The sequence below is a fragment of the Streptococcus mitis ATCC 6249 genome (assembly GCF_000146585.1).
In the GTDB taxonomy this organism is placed as follows: Bacteria; Bacillota; Bacilli; order Lactobacillales; family Streptococcaceae; genus Streptococcus; species Streptococcus mitis_AZ.
The window spans coordinates 1-18,018 of record NZ_GL397179.1 but is presented as its reverse complement, the minus strand read 5'-3'; the positions used below and the strand labels follow the sequence as shown (position 1 = coordinate 18,018).

Sequence of the window (18,018 nt, the reverse complement as noted above, 5' to 3'; positions counted from 1 at the left end):
TTATTTCTGAAAAAACAATATTCTCACCTGAACAGCACTTTTGCCAAAGAAAATAGGCAGAACAAGAGTCCTGCCTAGAATATTCAATTACACAGATTTCTTACCTTCCCCACTTCTTTTGTGAATAGCGTATAAAACGATAAACGCAAACACAGGTGGCACCATATAACTACTTTCACTCATTGTTAGCTGAAAGCCAAGAGTTGCTAGAATCGTAAAGTTGAAAATATTCATTAAAAATAGGAAAGTGAATAGTAGAACATATTTTACAATTCTATTCATTCTTTTCTCCTTTTCTTTCTCCTTGGCCCCGATACAATAAAATAAATACCACTAAAAACAAGGAAATCGTAGGTATATCAAAAGATTCAAACCATGTAGGTAGATTTATTTTGTTTACATCAGCCACGATTCTAATAATTAGATAAGCCATCGAGCTAAATAATACAGTGGTCTCTGGCCAAGTTTTTCCTAGTAATTGAACAACTTTCATCCCAAACTCCAATCTGATGGTCCATCAATTCCCAATCGTACTTTCTTTTGTTTTGTACTTGTATCCTACATAAAACAGACCAAGCAGAATTGGATAGGTTTCTGGATAAAACAGGGTATTAATCGGATTTTTCATAATCATATACGTTGCGATATAAAGAATGATCGATATGACAAAATACCCCTCAACAAATCCTAATAAGATTTTTTTCATAGCAGACTCCTATTTACCTGAAAAGAGTGCTCGAGTTGTTAAAATAGCTCCACCTGTATATACAAATCCTTTTACAAAACCGACTGCCACAGGGATAAGAAGGGGAAAGGCTCCCCCTTGAATTTCCTGCAAGTCCGTATCAGTCATTGTTTCAAATTCTAAAATAGATTTTTCCATATCATCTCCTCCTTCTATTACCATCTACCCGTCACATAATTATAACCTGCAATTCCTACTGCAGTAATTCCACCAGCAATTTTAGCTGCTGTCACAGGATTAGCAATCACCCAAGCTACAATCGGCCATGCTCCCCCATCCACATCCATCAACTCTTCTTCAGTAAGAGCTACAAAGTTTTGTTCCATTTTGTCAAAATTTGTCATCTTTTTTCTCCTTTATTTTTTTAGTTTATGGTCTCTAGGCTTTAAACCATTTTAAAAACCATATTGGTAAATTACTGAAATCTTTTTCCTCCCTGTTCTTCTCACTTATCTATTCGAGAAGTGATTTAAAATGAACAGGTAAATTTCATTTATTTCAAATACCATTTGATAAACCATGGTAATAAGATTGGTAAATACATCGCGTAGTCTCCTTTCTTTTCTTCTTACCTATCTATTCGAAAAACAATTCGAAAATGAACAACTTATTCATTTTTATTTTAAAAACCACTTAATGAGCCAGGGATAAAAACCGGTCACGTACATAGATAATCCTCCTTTTTTCTTTCTCGTCTCTTTATTCGCAATTTCTACTAAAAATTTTAACGTTTTTCTTTTTTCTGCAAATGAAAAAACAACATGACTTGCATGTTGCTTTCGGCTATATTTTACCTTTAATGGTTTCGATTACATCTGTTACACTTTGAAGATGGTCAATTTCCTCATCGCTGATTTCGATTCCAAATTCATCTTCTAGCGTCAAGACGAACTCCATCAAGTCCACTGAGTCTGCATCGAGGTCGTCCTTCAGACTCAAGGCTTCTGTTACGACAAAGTTTTCTCCCTGTCTTTCTTGGATAATAGTCACGATACGGTCAAAAATTTCTTTGTTTGTCATCTGTTATTCTCCTGAAAATTCACGCGCAGTCTGAGCAACTACGTCTGTTTCTAGCATGGTACGAATCTGGCGAATCGTACTGTACACAGTCTTGGCATCGCTTGAGCCATGAGTCTTAACAACAGGTGCTTTGACGGCAAACAAGACTGCCCCTCCAACATCTGAATAGTTGAGCTGTTTTTTCAAACCTTTCAAACTATCTTTAAGGAGAAGAGCACCAAGTTTTGCTCGAAGCCCACCACCTGTAATAGCTGTCTTAAGCAAGCCCATGATTCCCATGGCTGTCCCTTCGATAGATTTGAGCACTGCGTTTCCCGTGAAACCATCTGTCACGACAACATCCACAACGCCATTCATTAGATCACGCGCTTCCACGTTTCCGATAAAGTTCAAACTTTCATCAGCTACTAGCAATTCGTATGTTTCCTTACGAAGCGGGTCTCCCTTGCTGCTTTCTGTTCCGTTGTTAAGCAAACCAATACGTGGTTTTGCAATCCCACGAACATTCTTGGCATAGAAGGAACCTAGGACAGCGTATTGGTGGAGGTGCAGGGCTGTGTTTTCTGCATTGGCACCGAGGTCAAGCATATCAAAGCCTTTTCCATCTATAGTTGGCAATGTTGACATAAGTCCAGGTCGGTCGATATTCTTGATACGACCCACGATGAAGAATCCTGCAGCCAACAAGGCACCTGTATTTCCTGCGGAAAGAACAGCATCTGCCTCTCCCTCTTTGACTGCCTTGGCCGCCAATATCATGCTGGCATTTTTCTTCTTACGGATAGCTTTTGTCGGCTCATCGTCTGAGTTAATTTTCTCATCCGTATGGATAATGCTGACACGCTCTGTCGCTGTTAGATATTGCTTAATCTTACTTTCATCTCCATAGAGTTGAATCTCAATATCTGAAAAGTCAGCTAGGGCTTGATTGACACCCTCAACGATGGCCTGAGGTGCGTAATCGCCCCCCATAGCATCTACTGCGATTTTTTTCATTTGTCTTCCTCTTTTAGTAATTGTCCCCAGTCGGCTAGGGAATCAATGAATTTTTTTGATTTTAGATGAATCCCGACGTACTCTTCATAGATTTGATCCATAAACTTGCGCAAGTCTTGCTTGATTTCAGGCTTGAGTGAAATGGTCTCCAAGGTCTCAAAATCAATAGCCTGAAATTGATTGAGCAGATAAGGGATGTTGGGATTCAGATGGCAACGTTTCTCGTCCTCATGGTAATGGTCTGGACAGAGGCAGGCTCCATATTTGAAAGAAAAATCAAAGGCCTGACCTACCCGATGGCAAAAGACACACTCATTAAAATTGAGCCCAATTCCAAATCGGTTCAAGATTTGAATTTCAAAAATATTGGTCAAAACTTGATAATCTAAACCCTCTTCCATCAACTCTAGAGTCTTTCTCAAGAAGGCAAACAAGGGAGCATCCTGCTGATTATCCTGCAAACTAGCATCTGCAAGAGCCGCAACATAAGTCGCATAAGCCATGACAAAGAGATCGCTATTGATTTTGGGAAAGGTCATCACCTCATGATAGTCCTCAATGTAACTGAGTCCATCATCATTGATTCGCAAGAGAAATCGTGCCAGTACCAAGGGCTGAATAACAGGAGCTAATTTAGACTGACCAGCGTGTTTGACGAAAAACATGCGCTTCCCAGCCTGCTCGGTGAAGATCTTGACTAGCTTATCATCCTCCCGAAAGTTACGATTGTAGAGCACGAGACCTTGACTCGTTATAGACTGGATCATGTTTCTCTCATGTACTCCTCAAGTCGTTTCATGGCCTCCCTGATTGTTTCCATGCTGGCTGCATAAGAAATGCGGATATAGCCTTCTCCGTAGCGACCAAAGGCAGCACCCGGGATAAAAGCAACAGCCTTCTTCTGGGCAAAATCCTTGAGAAAAGCAAAGGAGTCTTGATTGTAACCTGCTGGAATCTTAGCAAAGATATAGAAGGCACCGTCTGGTTTGATAATCTCAAAACCAAGAGCAGTCATCTTTTCGATGATATAATCTCGACGCTGGATGTATTCCTTCTTCATAGGCTCTGCATCGTTTTTACCAGCGGTCAAGGCTTCTACTGCAGCATGTTGGGCCATGGTATTTGCGGCAGTTACCAAGTACTGGTGACTCTTGATTAACTGAGCTGTGAAAGCTGCAGGAGCAAAGATAAAGCCTAAACGCCAACCAGTCATGGCATGGGACTTAGATAAGCCATTGATAATAATAGCTTGATCTCTCAGCATAGTTCCCAGAGATACATGGGCTTCGCCTGTATAGGTTAATTCTGAGTAAACCTCATCACAGACAACAAAAATCTCATACTTGCCTAAAACGGCTGCCAAGGCTGCCAACTGCTCCCGGCTATAGGTAATTCCTGTCGGATTGGCTGGATAATTAAGAATAACTGCTTTGAGCTTATCACCTTGCTCCAAAATGGCCTTCTCCAACATTTCTGGTGTTAAAATAAAGCCGTTTTCTGTGGTATCAATCTCGACAATCTCTGCCCCAACTAGGTTGACAATAGGCTCATAGCCTGGATAAGCAGGAGCTGGCAAGAGAACCTTGTCTCCTTCTTCCAAGATAGCTGTCAAAGTAGCAGATAAAGCCTCTGTCGCTCCGATAGTAACCAAGATTTCATTTTCAGGATTGTAGTCCAACTGGTATTTTTCTTTTACAAAATCACTAGCTGCCTGACGCAAGGTCAGTAAACCGCTCATCCCTGTATAGTAGGACTGGTTCTGGTCAATCGCTCGCTTGGCTGCCTCCTTGACATGATCTGGCGTTGTAAAGTCAGGCTCTCCCAAGGTCAAACGCAGAACTCCAGGGATCTCTGAAATGGCCTGATCAAACTGACGAATCAAGGACACTTGAATCTTATCTAATTGTTTATTAAAGTGCTTGGTTAAGTCCATAGATACCCCCTTACTTACAGAACATAGTACTATTATACTACAAAAGCTCCCTGACCGCAAAATCCATCTGAAATCAAGAATTTTCACTTTCTATTTTACTTTTCTTCTCGACAGGACTATAATAATAAGTGCTTATTTCGGAGGTTTATATGTCATTTTTATCAAAAAATGGAGCAGGAATCTTGGCCTGCCTTCTCATTTCTATCGTATCTTGGTTCCTGGGAGGATTTTTCCCCGTCGTGGGTGCACCTGTCTTTGCGATTTTTGCGGGGATGCTCCTCCATCCTTTTCTCTCTTCCTACAAGCAACTGGATGCTGGCTTGACCTTTAGTTCCAAGAAATTACTTCAATATGCCGTTATTTTGCTCGGTTTTGGTCTCAATATCTCGCAAGTATTCGCAGTCGGGCAATCTTCGCTCCCTGTTATCCTTTCCACCATTTCGATTTCCTTGATTGTTGCCTACCTCTTCCAGCGCTTTTTTGCTTTGGATACTAAACTGGCTACCTTGATTGGAGTGGGGTCTTCGATCTGTGGTGGTTCTGCCATTGCTGCGACAGCACCCGTTATCCATGCCAAGGAAAAAGAAGTCGCCCAAGCCATTTCCGTTATCTTTTTCTTCAATGTCTTAGCGGCACTCATCTTTCCAACTCTAGGAACCTGGCTTCACCTATCAAATGAAGGCTTCGCCCTCTTTGCAGGAACTGCGGTCAATGATACTTCTTCTGTAACGGCCACAGCCAGCGCATGGGACAGTCTTTATCAGACCAATACCCTTGAGTCTGCAACCATTGTTAAACTCACACGCACCCTTGCCATTATTCCTATCACGCTCTTTCTCTCCTACTGGCAAAGTCGCCAACAAAAAAATAGCCAGGGTTTCCAACTAAAAAAAGTCTTCCCACTTTTTATCCTTTACTTTATCTTGGCTTCTCTCTTAACGACTCTCCTTACCTCTCTCGGTGTGTCCGGTAGTATCTTTACCCCTCTTAAGCAACTCTCCAAATTCCTTATCGTCATGGCCATGAGCGCCATCGGTCTCAAAACCAATCTCATTGGATTGATCAAATCCAGCGGCAAGTCCATTCTTCTTGGAGGCCTTTGCTGGATTGCCATCATCCTTACCAGTCTTGGCATGCAAGTTTTGATTGGTATTTTTTAACACAAAAGGTAGCCCATGGCTACCTTTTATTGTTCAAGAATTAAGCGTGTGTGTTCTCTCTTGATACAGCGATTCATCACGATGTCGTCGCATCCTCCAGCACGCAAGATTTCTTCCGCTTCTAGGCTTTCAAGTCCCAGTTGTGCCCAAAAAACCTTGGCATCAGCCTTGAGAAAATCACGCGCCACATCTGGTAAAAACTCGCTACGTCGGTAAACATTGACAATATCGACAGGAAAAGGAATCTCAGCTAGGTTTGCATAAGCCTTCTCTCCCAAGATTTCGCCACCTGCAGCCTTGGGATTGACTGGAATGATTTTATAGCCCCGAGCCTGCATTTCCTTAGTCACTCGATTGCTAGTTGTTTCTTCACGATCGGACAAGCCTACTACCGCTAACGTTTTACTGGTTGCAAGATACTGACGTACCACACCATCACTTGGATTGATAAATTCTTGGCTCATAGAAATCCTCCTTTTCCATCAGTATAGCATATTTTGAAAAGGCTTGCAGATTTTGACTACAAAAAATCTCCTAGCAAGAAAAGAAACCTGCTAGGAGAACGATTTATTTCAAGTGAAAGTTTAGATTTTTTTCTCGATACTAAATAATGGAGAAAGAGGACGTTTTTCGTGGATACGTACAATGGCATCTCCTAAGAGATGAGCAATCGAAATTTGTTCAATCTTATCAATCAAACGTTCTTCTGGCATGTAGATGGTATCCAAAACAACTAATTTTTCAATAGCTGATTTTTGAATATTATCCATAGCTGGCCCCGAAAGAACTGGGTGTGTACAGCTTGCATAGACCGCAACTGCGCCTGCTTCAGCAAGTGCATCCGCTGCATGGCAGATTGTTCCAGCTGTATCAATCATATCGTCAATCAAGATACAAGTCTTGCCTTCGACCTTACCGATGATGTTCATCACCTCGCTGGTATTCATCTTGTCTACACTACGGCGTTTGTCAATAATCGCAATCGGAGTTTTCAAAAACTCTGCTAGTTTACGAGCACGAGTCACCCCACCATGATCTGGACTGACAACAACATAGTCTTGCCCAACCATTCCACGACGTTCGAAGTAGTCCGCAATCAATGGAGCGCCCATCAAGTGATCCACAGGAATATCAAAGAATCCCTGAATTTGCGCAGCGTGCAAATCAATCGTCAACAAACGATCTACCCCAGCAACTTCTAGCATGTTTGCAACGAGTTTTGCTGTGATTGGCTCACGCGCGCGCGCTTTTCTATCCTGACGTGCATAGCCATAGTAAGGCATAACAACATTGACAGATTCTGCACTAGCACGCTTCAATGCGTCCACCATAATCAAAATTTCGAGCAGATTGTCATTTACAGGTGAGCTCGTTGATTGTAGGATAAAGACGTGTTTTCCACGGATTGATTCTTCGATGTTGACTTGAATCTCTCCATCTGAAAATTGGCGAACAGTCGATTTCCCCAACTCTATCCCAATCTCTTGCGCCACACGCTCTGCCAATTCTCTATTAGAAGAAAGGGCAAACAGCTTTAAATCAGAAAAAGACATGATTTCCTCCGGTATTTATGTATCACTTGTTTTTTACACAACATTTTCCATCTACCATTGTAGCGCTTTTTCCTTTATTTTTCAATCAAAAATAAAACAAGAGCAAACATTTATACCCTTGTTTTTTACTATTTTATATTAGCTATATTAAAATCAAGACCGCTACATTTGAAGTAGCGATCTTATGCTAGGATTAGAATTCTGCGAGATGAAGTTAGTATACTTCTCTCATACTCCCTGTATCCACATCGTAAACCGCACCTGAAATAGCCACATCATCAGGAATCAGTGGAGATTCTCGAAGCAACTGCATATCCTCTCTCACACTCTCTTCAACATCCTGGAATGGTAAAAAATCTTGACCAGAAACATCAATTCCGAGCTCGTGCTTCAAATGCTCTTGAAAAGACTCGTTTTGAAAGGTTTGAGCTCCACAGTCTGTATGGTGAAGCACCACAATTTCTCTTGTGCCCATTTGTTGCTGGGAGATCACCAGCGAACGAATCATGTCCTCCGTTACTCTACCGCCAGCATTCCGCAGGATATGGGCATCCCCAAGTGCTAAACCTAAAGCTTGCGCGACGTGTAGCCGTGAGTCCATGCAGGTCACAATAGCAACCTTTGTTTTGGGCTTTATTGGTAAATGAGCTGTTCCATGCAAGTCGACATATGCTCTGTTGGCCTTCATAAAATTTTTAAAGTAAGACATATTCACCTCTGCTTCATCTATGAAAAATTTATTTGATTATCAAATAAGTTAATCTTATCTTACCAGCTTTTTCAAGATTTGTCAGAGATAAAGCTTCTTACTCATGAAAAATTTGTATGCTCAGGATGATCAACCCTACTCTTTTGTAGGAATATATCCACCCAAAATTTTAGCAAAAGTTTCAACATTTAAACTTTGGACATAGATTTCTCCTGTACCTCGGAAGGTATTAACAACACCCTCACTGATGCCAAGCTGGAAGCAACTAATGGTTCTATGAAGGACGTCAAACGACCAAGTTTTGAACTTAGAACTTCCCCAATTTCAAAAAAGAGAGAACCTATATAAACGGCTCTATATGCTAGCTTTTATCACCCACTATAGTTGATAAAGAGCTATTAGTTATAACTTTTTAAAGTAGCGAGCAACAGGCCATTGTTCAAAACCAAAGTTCTCATAGGTTTTACGGGCTGGTGCATGACCTGGATCACCACCCGTCTCAACCATGACCATTTCCATCCCTTTTTGTTTAATCTGATTACAAGCATAGGTCATGAGCGCTTTTCCGACACCTTGGCGCTGATAGCTTGGAGAAACAGCTAGTATATAAATCTCTCCCATTTTATCCTCAGGGTGCAAGCGAATGTGAATCCAGCCGACCAACTCTTCCTCCAGAAAAGCTAGCCAGGCAAACTGACCCTCTTCATCTAAGACCGCTGTTAAATCATTAATTTGTCTTGTTTCCCACCCTTGAGGATAAAAATTGTCATAAACAAACTTAGGAACTCCTTTTTCCATTTTTGGAAAAACCGGAGACCAAGCCTGTATTGACAATTCTAAAACAGCCTTTTTATCCGATTTCCGATAAGGTTTTATAGTAATTGTCACTTTTTTCTCCTAACGTCTCTTTAATTCGCAAAAAATGCCACGAACGAGTTCGCATCCGATGGTGCCCAGGAATAGTCAAGCCTACTCTTTTGTAGGAATATATCCACCCAAAATTTTAGCGAAAGTTTCAACATTTAGACTTTGAACATAGATTTCTCCTGTACCTCGGAAAGTATTAACAACACCTTCTTCTGTACCGACAGATTGTAAAAAACCACTTTCCAAGTGAATGTCATAGTGCAAGTCTTTGCTCCAGGCAACAACATGAGCATTATCAATCGTCATTTCTTGGTCTTTCAGTTCAATTTTCTTGATAGCTCCAAAGGCATTGACTAAGAGTGTTCCTTCTCCTTGAGTGGTCATGACAAAGAAACCTCCTTGACCGCCAAACAAGGCACGGCCAATAGACTGGCGTTCCATAGTATAAAAAGCTGAACCATCCAAAGCAAGGAAAGCTCCATCGTTCAATCGATATTGATGTTCCCCTAAATACAAGGGCATTACCTGACCCGGAACATTAGGAGCTAGAGCTAAGAGGCCACCATCTGCATCAGATAAAGCTTCCGTAATAAAGGTGCTTTCACCAGATACCATCGAACGCCCAACTGCTTTAACTAATTTACCAAGACCAGATCCTTTTGCATTCAGTTTGGTTCTTAATTTGACACTAGAAGAATGGTAGACCATGCTTCCGCGCTGAATATAAGCTTTTTCTCCTTTATCTAGTACAATTTCTACAAAAGGAAATTGGCTATTGTTTTCAATAGTAAAATTCATGCGATTATCTGACATCAGATTTCTCCTTTTATGTCTTTTTGAGGAGGCTAGTTTATTGTCTCTCTTGGCCACTTAGCCTATCTATCACGATTATAGCACTGGTAAGTTTTTTCTTCAAATCTAAAGCAAATCTCTTATGAAAACACCCTCTTTAAGACTTCCCCAATCGTTGTCACACCAATGATTTGAATATTATCTGGAACTTTGAGGCCGTTCAGAGAATTTTTAGGAGCGTAGACTTTGGTAAATCCAAGCTTCGCAGCTTCATTGATGCGCTGCTCGATACGATTGACCCGTCGAATCTCTCCAGTCAAGCCTAACTCTCCTACAAAGCATTCTTGAGGATTGGTTGGCTTGTCCTTGTAACTAGAGGCAATAGCCACTGCAACAGCTAAGTCAATAGCAGGCTCGTCTAGTTTGACACCACCAGCAGATTTGAGATAGGCATCTTGATTTTGCAAGAGAAGCCCTGCACGTTTTTCCAAAACAGCCATAATCAAGCTAGCGCGATTGAAATCAAGCCCTGTCGTCGTACGCTTGGCATTTCCAAACATGGTCGGTGTCACCAAGGCTTGAACCTCCGCCAAAATCGGACGCGTCCCTTCCATAGTTACCACGATGGATGAACCAGTAGCCCCATCCAAACGCTCTTCTAGGAAAACTTGACTCGGATTGAGCACCTCAACCAATCCACCTGACTGCATCTCAAAGATGCCAATCTCATTAGTGGACCCAAAACGATTTTTGACTGCTCTCAAGATACGGAAGGTATGGTGGCGTTCCCCTTCAAAGTAAAGTACTGTATCTACCATATGCTCCAACATACGCGGACCAGCCAGAGTACCTTCCTTGGTCACATGCCCTACGATAAAGATGGCAATGTTATTAGTCTTGGCCAGCTGCATGAGCTCAGCTGTCACCTCTCGCACCTGAGACACAGACCCTTGCACACCTGAAATCTCAGGAGACATAATAGTTTGTATAGAGTCAATGATGAGAAAATCTGGTTGGATGCGCTCTACCTCAGCTCGAACACTCTGCATATTGGTCTCGGCGTAGAGATAAAACTCACTATCAATATCCCCCAATCGCTCTGCTCGTAGCTTGATTTGCTGGGCAGACTCCTCACCACTGACGTAGAGAACCGTACCCACTTGAGACAACTGGGTTGAAACTTGTAAAAGAAGCGTTGATTTCCCGATTCCAGGATCCCCACCGATAAGGACGAGACTCCCTGGTACCACTCCGCCTCCAAGTACACGGTTAAATTCCTCCATCTCGGTCTTGGTTCTATTGACATTGATAGACGTTACTTCAGCCAGTTTCATAGGCTTGGTTTTTTCACCTGTCAAAGACACACGCGCATTTTTGACCTCTGCAACCTCAACTTCTTCAACAAAAGAAGACCAAGATCCACAGTTTGGACAGCGTCCTAGATACTTAGGTGAATTATATTCACAATTTTGACATACAAATGTCGCTTTTTTCCTTGCGATGATAAACCTCTTTCTAAATTTCTACCTCACACTCAATTATTTGGCAAAAATCAATCTTCTCGTCTGGTACAAATTGGCGCATGAGCATTCGATGAGCGACAACTAGCACTGTCTGGTAGTCTCGGTACTTTATCATAGTTTGCAAAAAACGCGCCTTCATCTCTTCAGCTGTCTCATACTGAATAGGACTATTAGGAAGCAACTCCCCCTTGTTTTCTAAAAACAGAGTACGTGCTTTTTCAAAATTCTCTATACCACTTTCGTAAACCTGCCACTCATGCAATAAAGGTTCTACTCTTAAAGGAAGATCCGTAGCACAAGTAAGATAAGAAGCCGTTTCTAATGCTCGCGTCACTGCAGAAGACACCAGTATATCAGCTGAGCCAAGCAAAGGATTTTGGCAAAGTTCCTGAGCTTGTCGCCTTCCTTTCCCAGACAAAGGTGCTAAATCCATCCCAAAACCTATATAAGAACGTTCCTCTAACTCACGGTAGTCTGGCTCTCCATGACGTACAAATATAATTTTCATCTTAGTGCCCAGTCGAACCAAATCCACCTGTCCGAACACCGTCTGCCTCGTCTCCATCCGCAATTAAGAAAGGCGCAAAGACAGCCTGAACCACACGTTCCCCAACTTCAAGAACCACTTCCTGGTCCGTAATATTTTTCATCTGAGCAAAGATATGTCCCTCATTCCCAGGATTGCCATAATAATCCCCATCAATAACGCCAACAGAGTTAATCAAGACTAGACCCTTCTTACGAGGGTTTGAAGAGCGATCATAAAGGTAGAGGACCTCAGTTGGTTGCATATAAGCCTTAACCCCTGTCGGAACTAAGACAATCTCTCCTGGCGCAATCACCGTACGCACGGCAACCTTTAAGTCATAGCCAGCTGCATGCGCTGTCTCACGCTTGGGCAACAAATTTTCATCTGTAAAACTCGAAACCAATTCAAAACCACGAATTTTCATATTTTTCTCTTTTCTATTATCATTCATTCTAGGCTATTTTATCTTATTTATTCGAAAAAAGCACGAAAAAAGAGCACACAACAACTCAAAAGAGTTGAGCCCACCCTTGAGCACGTTGTATGGCAAACTAGATACCCATACCGATTTAAAATGAGGGTTGATATTCTTCTGAACATTAAAGGGCATCTGTTCCCCCCTTTACTTCATCTATTCACTCATCGACAATATGGATTGTTTCACTAAATCCTTTCTCAGTTTCAGCACGCTCTCTATTTTCATGCTTGAGTACTTTGATTCTCTCTTTCTGCTCTTGTATATCGTACCTATCCTTAGTATTTGTCAGCTTGACTATGTTCTGAGTCGCTTTTTGATTTCCTTTTATCGCTTGTTGATTGGTTGCAAAGGCTAGCAAAGCCTCGTTGTTGCCAGCCATACCCATCTCCTCAAGTTGTTTCTTGATTTTACTATCCGTCACATCCAAAGATAAGAGAGTTTCAAATGCTTTTTTTAGATCAGCTTTTTTTCTTCTTGCTATGCCAGATGCTTTACCTCCTTTTCTTTGGAGTTCTTTCTGTTCCTCCAAACTTCGTTTGTTCATAGGAGTTAAATTTTTAGTTCCATCTCTAGGCAATTTCCACCCTCCTTTCAAACAAAAAAATCACAAGCATTTTATACTTATGATTTCATTGTATATGGTAAAAAGAGGGTATTTTTACGCTGTTTTAAATATTAGATAACAAAAAAAGCCCCAATTAAGGGGCTAAGATGTAACGTAGTAGCCCGGATTCGAACCGGAATCTCCTCCATCAAGGCGTAATCCCTATATACTACTCCCTACGTTTCTTAATGTGATTATACCACTCTTTTTTGACTTTTTCAACAAGTTTACGCTCTTTTGGTGTCAAATTGGTTGCTCCCTTTTTGCTTTTCTCATGTTCTGCATGATTATAGCCGTGATGAGCATGTGGTTTCATACCTTTATGCACATGATCTAAGTCAATTTGCTTATTACGCTTATTTTTTGCATCAAAATAAACAATACTCTTGGGTGCATTTTTGTTCTTGTCGATGAGCACATAAACTCTACCTTTTGTCATCGTTTCCATCGGGGACTTTTGTGACCCTTGCTCATTTTGAGTAACAAATTTTATATTGCCTACTTTATGTACTGTTTCATACTCTGTGCCATATTTCTTCTTTTTATCGCTCATTCCGGAGCTTGCTCCTCTACCACCCATTGTTTAAACTTCTTTCTATCAATACTTGTACCAATCCCATTCATTAGAATTAACTACTCTTGATAACTTCACATTATATCCTTTAGCATATTCACCTATAATTTTACCAATATCACTTTTTGATTTTTTATCTAGGTTCTTATACCCCTTTTGGTTCGCCCATTTTGCTATAACATATTCCTCTCCATGAGCTAATATACCGTTAGTTAAACTTCCATTTTTTTGAAACATTGTAGCAAACGACTTAGCACCTCTAGGAGTGTTTTCTTTTCTATAAGCATGACTGCTAAAGTTTTTAATTTCTTTTGCTCTATCAAAAGAGTTTTTTCTCTCGTTTTTGGGGGTTGATTTTGTTTCCTCACGTTTCAAATAACCAGCCTCAATGAGTTTTTTTCGCTCAACCCTTGTGATTCCGCTTGAGCTATTATGAATCTTCTTTTTATGGTTTTCATACTTTGCTATGATTGATTTAACACTTGCTCCACGTCAAACAATAATTTACCCCTTTTCTTTTATTCATATGAGTAAGCATAACCGTATTTCTTAGCGCTTTTCTTGAGCCACAAGTCAGCTCCCTTATTGTAATCTTTTGTAGTAAACCGTGTCTTACTGACTACTTTATCAAAAACCTTATCATCAAAGGGTAACACCTTTTGTAGTTAGATAAGTTTTTTAGCTGTTAGTCACAACTAACATATTCATATTATTTTCCGATGCAAAAGTGTGCAAGTCTGTACTTGAAAAATTACCTCCGCTTAGATGGTTATGGATTGAGGTAAAGCCTCCAAAAAATAGGCAAAATAATGTAGGTCTTGCTGCCTTGAGTTACAAAGAAGATATAGACTTTTCAAAAATACAATCCACATAAGGCATACATACGATTTTAGACTTAAAAAGAGAACTGCACCAAAGACGGCTAAATCAGATAGAATTATAACTGCCCCTCAAAAGTGTTAGATATTATCAAAGAGCAAATTATAGAGAGTACAAAAAACAGATTTGATACTGATTCTATTTTTATCAACACTATGGGAAAGCAAATAACAAGTGCTAGGGTTATTATACCTTTAAAAAATCATGGTAAAAAGCTAGGTATTGACAAAAATATCACTACTCACATGTTTAGGCATTCTCATATCTCTTTACTTGCTGAACTAGGCATCCCGCTAACTGCTATTATGGATAGGGTAGGCCATTCTGATTCAAAGACAACACTTGAAATTTATTCTCACGTTACCCCAAAAATGGTATCAGACATATCTAATAAATTAGAAAAGATAAAACTATAAACTTTGCCCCTTTACTGCCCCTTTTCTTCTCGATAAGATAAACAAAATCCCTTTAAACCATTGATGTTAAAGGGTTTGTTTTATGCACGAAAAAAGAGCACACAATTCACACTCGCTTAGGGCTGCTGGATTCCTCCCCTGACCCGCTTCACGCAGAACTGTTGCTCCACTGTTTATTATACCACATTCTCCTCTATTTTTAAAGAGAAATTATTTTTTACGTCTATTACGGAAAAAATCCTGCATAATCCCTGCGCACTCATCCTCTAAAATCCCCGTTTCAACCTCTACACGGTGATTGAGACGTTCATCCGTCAAGATATCGTACAGACTTCCAGCTGCACCAAATTTCTGATTTTTAGCCCCGTAGACTACCTTTGGAATGCGGGCAAGTCCAATCGCTCCACTACACATAACACAAGGTTCAATGGTCACAAAAAGCGTACAATCAAGCAGGCGCCAACTTTCTTCACTCAGGTTCGCATTCTCTATAGCCATGATTTCTGCATGCATAACCGCCCGTTGCAACTCCTCGCGCGCATTATGCCCCCTACTAATGATTTCTCCATCCTTGACAATCACACAACCAATTGGAATTTCATCGTGTTCTAAGGCAATCTCAGCCTCTCTCAAAGCCTCTCTCATAAAGCTTTCTTTTTCTTCAACTGTATAATTCATCGTTTTTCTCTTTTCCTACTTGTCGATTTTATTATTATATCATGATTCTCAAGACAAAAAAAGCCACCGAATGCGGTGACTTAATAGGGAGATTATTATGAAAAAGAAAAGTTTAGGATATTTGTTACAACAAGTTAGGAGGTCTTCTTGTAACTGTCTATAGTATACCCAACCTGTCTTAAACTAATCTTAAAAATCTCCTATGACCAAACACTTTCTAAAATATTGGTTTGTTCACGACCAGGACCTACTGAGAAAGTTGAGATACGAACACCAACTAACTCGCTTACACGACGAACATAGTTACGCGCATTCTCAGGAAGATCTTCCAAATTACGAACCCCAGTGATGTCTTCTGACCAACCTGGCAATTCCTCGTAGATTGGTTTGCAGCGTTTCAACTGCTCAAGACTAGCAGGATAGTAATCAATACGTTGACCATCAAGATCATAGGCCACACAGATTTTCACAGTATCCAAACCACTCAAAACATCGATAGAGTTCAATGAAAGATTGGTAATTCCAGATACACGGCGGCTGTGACGCATCACAACTGAGTCAAACCAACCCACACGACGTGGACGGCCAGTTGTTGTACCGTATTCATGACCTACTTCACGAATGCGATCTCCCACTTCATCAAACAATTCCGTTGGGAAAGGTCCGTCCCCCACACGACTCGTATAGGCTTTACACACACCTACAACCTTGTCAATCTTACTTGGACCAACACCAGACCCGATTGTCACACCACCAGCGACAGGGTTTGACGAAGTAACAAATGGATAAGTACCTTGGTCAATGTCCAACATAACACCTTGCGCACCTTCAAAAAGCACACGTTTGCCATTATCAAGCGCATCGTTCAAGATAACAGATGTATCTGTCACGTATTGCTTGATTTGTTGGCCATACTCATAGTACTCGTCAAAAATATCATCAACTGAAATAGGGGTGCTATCATATAATTTTTCAAACAGACGATTCTTTTCTGCGAGATTGCGCTCTAAACGCTCACGAAATATGTCTTTATCCAAAAGATCTGCAATACGAATTCCCACACGAGCAGCCTTGTCCATATATGCTGGACCAATTCCCTTTATTGTAGTACCTATCTTATTTTCACCCTTGGCTTCCTCTTGCAAACGATCCAACTCGATATGGTAAGGCAAAATGACATGGGCTCGATCAGAAATACGCAAGTTATCAGTTGTCACACCTTCCTCATGAAGATATCTCAACTCTTTCACAAGAGATTTAGGGTTTACAACCATCCCATTCCCGATGACAGAAATCTTTGCAGGGAAGAAAATACCTGACGGAATCAAGTGCAACTTAAATTTCTTACCATCAATCACAATCGTGTGACCAGCATTATCACCACCTTGATAACGAGCAATTACCTCTGCATTAGCAGAAAGAAAATCTGTAATTTTCCCTTTACCTTCATCACCCCACTGGGTACCTACAACAACAACTGAAGTCATAATAAAATTCGTCTGAGCTACTAGGAGCTCGTCCTTTCTCATATACATGGCAGGAATTTCACCCGCAATTATATCTTACAATTTATTATAAGAAAAAAACACTATTTTATCAAGAAGAAACAGTAGAAAAGATTTGGAAATTCTTTCATTTCTAAATACAGAAGCCTTTGATCATAAGCTAATTCTATATTTTTTAAAAACTAGCTACAACTATTGTTCGTAATTATGATATAGATGTTTCCTATTGGATAAGAGTTGTTTCACCTTGCAGTAATTTATCTAGATATAGACGATAAGCTGTTCTAAAGTGATATAGAGAAAAGTCCCTATCACTTTTAATTTTAAATCGGATTAAGTAATATAGTAAAAAACGAAGATGAAGTGATTCCCACTCTGAACAACTCTGGCCTAAAGAGGCATATTCTTGTTCAACTAGTTTCAAAAAAACAAATGCTCGGTCATAAAATTTCTGAAGCATATAAAAATTCCCTTTCTTATTAGTAACACTAGTCTAACAAAAAAAGGAACTAAAAAATCTTCAAATCCTATAAAAGTAGAATTTGAAGCTAAACGAACTAAAAATAAAATATAAAGACATTTATAGATGCAAAAATTAAGTTTTGAATTTTGAGAAGTTTACTTCATTTATAAAATCATAACCCCTCGTCTAAGGAGAGGTTTGCGCTAGGGAATATAAGCTCAAATTATCAGCCAGTACCTACAGATGATAACTTTTCGTCAGTACTTAGGATTAAACACAATGTGATACTTACAGGCCACTTTGTTTTTGATAACTATGAGCCTTTTGTACCATGGTTTCTCCTTTTACTCTACAATTAGCTTGAAGACCTTTATTGTATAGCATTTGGATTTTTATTGGCATAACAAACAACACACTCTCTCATAGCAGGTAGTTTATTTATCTTAGTTCGTTAGGTGAGACGAACTAATAGTAACATAAGAAAAAAGAACACAACCAGGTGTTCTTTTTATCTGACTCCGCCAGTAGGACTCGAACCTACGACATCATGATTAACAGTCATGCGCTACTACCAACTGAGCTATGGCGGATAAA

The 18,018-nt window shown here is 40.2% G+C and carries 25 protein-coding genes, 1 tRNA gene, 1 other RNA gene and 1 pseudogene; 2 read left to right on the top strand and 26 right to left on the bottom strand.

The features are described from left to right. Positions 1-87 precede the first annotated feature (87 nt). The 9 genes from HMPREF8571_RS02155 to HMPREF8571_RS02115 form a co-directional block, all read right to left on the bottom strand. Positions 88-282, bottom strand: a complete 195-nt coding sequence (locus HMPREF8571_RS02155; protein ID WP_001080065.1) for a hypothetical protein — start codon at positions 280-282, stop codon at positions 88-90. Beyond that, positions 275-493, bottom strand: coding sequence for a hypothetical protein (locus tag HMPREF8571_RS02150; RefSeq protein ID WP_000869798.1), 219 nt, complete (start codon positions 491-493; stop codon positions 275-277). Before HMPREF8571_RS02150 ends, HMPREF8571_RS02155 begins: the two co-directional genes overlap by 8 nt. Positions 494-517: 24 nt before the next feature. Continuing rightward, positions 518-706, bottom strand: coding sequence for a hypothetical protein (locus HMPREF8571_RS02145; protein ID WP_000722240.1), 189 nt, complete (start codon positions 704-706; stop codon positions 518-520). Between the two features lie 9 nt (positions 707-715). Next, positions 716-883 carry a bacteriocin gene (locus HMPREF8571_RS02140; protein ID WP_000415688.1) on the bottom strand — a complete coding sequence of 56 codons (168 nt, stop codon included), beginning with the start codon at positions 881-883 and terminating at the stop codon, positions 716-718. A 17-nt stretch (positions 884-900) separates the two neighbouring features. Further along, positions 901-1,089 (bottom strand): class IIb bacteriocin, lactobin A/cerein 7B family, encoded by a 189-nt coding sequence (locus tag HMPREF8571_RS02135; RefSeq protein WP_000180817.1) that lies wholly within the window; start codon positions 1,087-1,089, stop codon positions 901-903. Between the two features lie 439 nt (positions 1,090-1,528). Further along, the gene (locus HMPREF8571_RS02130; protein WP_000182270.1) at positions 1,529-1,765 is read right to left on the bottom strand and encodes an acyl carrier protein; all 237 of its coding nucleotides are present in this window, start codon (positions 1,763-1,765) and stop codon (positions 1,529-1,531) included. Between the two features lie 3 nt (positions 1,766-1,768). Continuing rightward, a complete protein-coding gene (gene plsX / locus HMPREF8571_RS02125) occupies positions 1,769-2,761 on the bottom strand; it encodes a phosphate acyltransferase PlsX (protein ID WP_000717428.1) in 993 nt (330 codons plus the stop codon). Continuing rightward, entirely contained in the window at positions 2,758-3,528 is a 771-nt protein-coding gene (recO, locus tag HMPREF8571_RS02120; protein WP_000616147.1) for a DNA repair protein RecO, read from the bottom strand. The genes plsX and recO overlap by 4 nt, the downstream gene beginning before the upstream one ends. Next, positions 3,525-4,694, bottom strand: coding sequence for a pyridoxal phosphate-dependent aminotransferase (locus HMPREF8571_RS02115; protein WP_000366322.1), 1,170 nt, complete (start codon positions 4,692-4,694; stop codon positions 3,525-3,527). Before HMPREF8571_RS02115 ends, recO begins: the two co-directional genes overlap by 4 nt. 149 nt (positions 4,695-4,843) lie before the next feature. Here HMPREF8571_RS02115 and HMPREF8571_RS02110 point away from each other — a divergent pair, with 149 nt between their 5' ends. Then, complete coding sequence (locus tag HMPREF8571_RS02110) at positions 4,844-5,854, top strand: YeiH family protein (protein WP_004239544.1); 1,011 nt, start codon at positions 4,844-4,846, stop codon at positions 5,852-5,854. Between the two features lie 26 nt (positions 5,855-5,880). Here HMPREF8571_RS02110 and HMPREF8571_RS02105 read toward each other — a convergent pair whose 3' ends face one another. The 12 genes and pseudogenes from HMPREF8571_RS02105 to HMPREF8571_RS02055 form a co-directional block, all read right to left on the bottom strand. Continuing rightward, a complete protein-coding gene (locus tag HMPREF8571_RS02105) occupies positions 5,881-6,318 on the bottom strand; it encodes a CoA-binding protein (RefSeq protein WP_000076502.1) in 438 nt (145 codons plus the stop codon). A gap of 120 nt (positions 6,319-6,438) precedes the next feature. Then, on the bottom strand, positions 6,439-7,407 hold the full coding sequence (locus tag HMPREF8571_RS02100; protein ID WP_000010172.1) for a ribose-phosphate diphosphokinase: 969 nt from the start codon (positions 7,405-7,407) through the stop codon (positions 6,439-6,441). 214 nt (positions 7,408-7,621) lie between these two features. Next, entirely contained in the window at positions 7,622-8,116 is a 495-nt protein-coding gene (locus HMPREF8571_RS02095) for a beta-class carbonic anhydrase (protein WP_000120004.1), read from the bottom strand. 135 nt (positions 8,117-8,251) lie between these two features. Continuing rightward, positions 8,252-8,371 (bottom strand): annotated as a pseudogene (locus HMPREF8571_RS11455) (TIGR00266 family protein); the annotation flags it as partial. A 147-nt stretch (positions 8,372-8,518) separates the two neighbouring features. Then, entirely contained in the window at positions 8,519-9,004 is a 486-nt protein-coding gene (locus tag HMPREF8571_RS02090) for a GNAT family N-acetyltransferase (RefSeq protein WP_000156417.1), read from the bottom strand. A gap of 81 nt (positions 9,005-9,085) precedes the next feature. After that, the gene (locus tag HMPREF8571_RS02085; protein WP_001282891.1) at positions 9,086-9,796 is read right to left on the bottom strand and encodes a TIGR00266 family protein; all 711 of its coding nucleotides are present in this window, start codon (positions 9,794-9,796) and stop codon (positions 9,086-9,088) included. Between the two features lie 119 nt (positions 9,797-9,915). Then, the gene (radA, locus tag HMPREF8571_RS02080; protein ID WP_080542772.1) at positions 9,916-11,277 is read right to left on the bottom strand and encodes a DNA repair protein RadA; all 1,362 of its coding nucleotides are present in this window, start codon (positions 11,275-11,277) and stop codon (positions 9,916-9,918) included. Positions 11,278-11,290: 13 nt separating this feature from the next. Then, positions 11,291-11,806, bottom strand: coding sequence for a histidine phosphatase family protein (locus HMPREF8571_RS02075; RefSeq protein ID WP_000691238.1), 516 nt, complete (start codon positions 11,804-11,806; stop codon positions 11,291-11,293). 1 nt (position 11,807) lies between these two features. Then, positions 11,808-12,251 carry a dUTP diphosphatase gene (locus HMPREF8571_RS02070; protein ID WP_000701988.1) on the bottom strand — a complete coding sequence of 148 codons (444 nt, stop codon included), beginning with the start codon at positions 12,249-12,251 and terminating at the stop codon, positions 11,808-11,810. A gap of 211 nt (positions 12,252-12,462) precedes the next feature. Next, entirely contained in the window at positions 12,463-12,882 is a 420-nt protein-coding gene (locus HMPREF8571_RS02065; protein WP_001136858.1) for a hypothetical protein, read from the bottom strand. Positions 12,883-13,078: 196 nt separating this feature from the next. Continuing rightward, a complete protein-coding gene (locus HMPREF8571_RS02060) occupies positions 13,079-13,489 on the bottom strand; it encodes a hypothetical protein (RefSeq protein WP_000509433.1) in 411 nt (136 codons plus the stop codon). 18 nt (positions 13,490-13,507) lie between these two features. After that, the gene (locus tag HMPREF8571_RS02055; protein WP_000817790.1) at positions 13,508-13,858 is read right to left on the bottom strand and encodes a hypothetical protein; all 351 of its coding nucleotides are present in this window, start codon (positions 13,856-13,858) and stop codon (positions 13,508-13,510) included. 581 nt (positions 13,859-14,439) lie between these two features. Between HMPREF8571_RS02055 and HMPREF8571_RS02050 the strand changes: the two genes are divergently transcribed. Continuing rightward, complete coding sequence (locus HMPREF8571_RS02050; RefSeq protein ID WP_004239528.1) at positions 14,440-14,778, top strand: tyrosine-type recombinase/integrase; 339 nt, start codon at positions 14,440-14,442, stop codon at positions 14,776-14,778. A gap of 78 nt (positions 14,779-14,856) precedes the next feature. Here HMPREF8571_RS02050 and ffs read toward each other — a convergent pair. The 5 genes from ffs to HMPREF8571_RS02030 form a co-directional block, all read right to left on the bottom strand. Beyond that, an RNA gene (gene ffs / locus HMPREF8571_RS11010) (signal recognition particle sRNA small type) lies at positions 14,857-14,956 on the bottom strand. Positions 14,957-14,988: 32 nt separating this feature from the next. After that, positions 14,989-15,456 carry a tRNA adenosine(34) deaminase TadA gene (gene tadA, locus HMPREF8571_RS02045; RefSeq protein WP_001110106.1) on the bottom strand — a complete coding sequence of 156 codons (468 nt, stop codon included), beginning with the start codon at positions 15,454-15,456 and terminating at the stop codon, positions 14,989-14,991. Positions 15,457-15,656: 200 nt separating this feature from the next. After that, a complete protein-coding gene (locus tag HMPREF8571_RS02040) occupies positions 15,657-16,943 on the bottom strand; it encodes an adenylosuccinate synthase (RefSeq protein WP_025168417.1) in 1,287 nt (428 codons plus the stop codon). Between the two features lie 241 nt (positions 16,944-17,184). Then, entirely contained in the window at positions 17,185-17,421 is a 237-nt protein-coding gene (comW, locus tag HMPREF8571_RS11440) for a sigma(X)-activator ComW (protein WP_000939511.1), read from the bottom strand. A gap of 519 nt (positions 17,422-17,940) precedes the next feature. After that, a tRNA-Asn gene (locus HMPREF8571_RS02030) sits at positions 17,941-18,014 on the bottom strand. Positions 18,015-18,018 lie beyond the last annotated feature (4 nt).

Excerpts from the sequence above, each read along its gene's own strand:
- plsX (WP_000717428.1), bottom strand. The coding sequence starts at position 2,761 with ATGAAAAAAATCGCAGTAGATGCTATGGGGGGCGATTACGCACCTCAG.
- HMPREF8571_RS02150 (WP_000869798.1), bottom strand. The coding sequence starts at position 493 with ATGAAAGTTGTTCAATTACTAGGAAAAACTTGGCCAGAGACCACTGTA.
- HMPREF8571_RS02095 (WP_000120004.1), bottom strand. The coding sequence starts at position 8,116 with ATGTCTTACTTTAAAAATTTTATGAAGGCCAACAGAGCATATGTCGAC.
- HMPREF8571_RS02145 (WP_000722240.1), bottom strand. The coding sequence starts at position 706 with ATGAAAAAAATCTTATTAGGATTTGTTGAGGGGTATTTTGTCATATCG.
- HMPREF8571_RS02040 (WP_025168417.1), bottom strand. The coding sequence starts at position 16,943 with ATGACTTCAGTTGTTGTTGTAGGTACCCAGTGGGGTGATGAAGGTAAA.
- HMPREF8571_RS02135 (WP_000180817.1), bottom strand. The coding sequence starts at position 1,089 with ATGACAAATTTTGACAAAATGGAACAAAACTTTGTAGCTCTTACTGAA.
- comW (WP_000939511.1), bottom strand. The coding sequence starts at position 17,421 with ATGCTTCAGAAATTTTATGACCGAGCATTTGTTTTTTTGAAACTAGTT.
- HMPREF8571_RS02110 (WP_004239544.1), top strand. The coding sequence starts at position 4,844 with ATGTCATTTTTATCAAAAAATGGAGCAGGAATCTTGGCCTGCCTTCTC.
- HMPREF8571_RS02130 (WP_000182270.1), bottom strand. The coding sequence starts at position 1,765 with ATGACAAACAAAGAAATTTTTGACCGTATCGTGACTATTATCCAAGAA.
- HMPREF8571_RS02100 (WP_000010172.1), bottom strand. The coding sequence starts at position 7,407 with ATGTCTTTTTCTGATTTAAAGCTGTTTGCCCTTTCTTCTAATAGAGAA.
- HMPREF8571_RS02070 (WP_000701988.1), bottom strand. The coding sequence starts at position 12,251 with ATGAAAATTCGTGGTTTTGAATTGGTTTCGAGTTTTACAGATGAAAAT.
- tadA (WP_001110106.1), bottom strand. The coding sequence starts at position 15,456 with ATGAATTATACAGTTGAAGAAAAAGAAAGCTTTATGAGAGAGGCTTTG.
- HMPREF8571_RS02085 (WP_001282891.1), bottom strand. The coding sequence starts at position 9,796 with ATGTCAGATAATCGCATGAATTTTACTATTGAAAACAATAGCCAATTT.
- recO (WP_000616147.1), bottom strand. The coding sequence starts at position 3,528 with ATGATCCAGTCTATAACGAGTCAAGGTCTCGTGCTCTACAATCGTAAC.
- HMPREF8571_RS02115 (WP_000366322.1), bottom strand. The coding sequence starts at position 4,694 with ATGGACTTAACCAAGCACTTTAATAAACAATTAGATAAGATTCAAGTG.
- HMPREF8571_RS02105 (WP_000076502.1), bottom strand. The coding sequence starts at position 6,318 with ATGAGCCAAGAATTTATCAATCCAAGTGATGGTGTGGTACGTCAGTAT.
- HMPREF8571_RS02075 (WP_000691238.1), bottom strand. The coding sequence starts at position 11,806 with ATGAAAATTATATTTGTACGTCATGGAGAGCCAGACTACCGTGAGTTA.
- HMPREF8571_RS02140 (WP_000415688.1), bottom strand. The coding sequence starts at position 883 with ATGGAAAAATCTATTTTAGAATTTGAAACAATGACTGATACGGACTTG.
- HMPREF8571_RS02155 (WP_001080065.1), bottom strand. The coding sequence starts at position 282 with ATGAATAGAATTGTAAAATATGTTCTACTATTCACTTTCCTATTTTTA.
- HMPREF8571_RS02060 (WP_000509433.1), bottom strand. The coding sequence starts at position 13,489 with ATGGGTGGTAGAGGAGCAAGCTCCGGAATGAGCGATAAAAAGAAGAAA.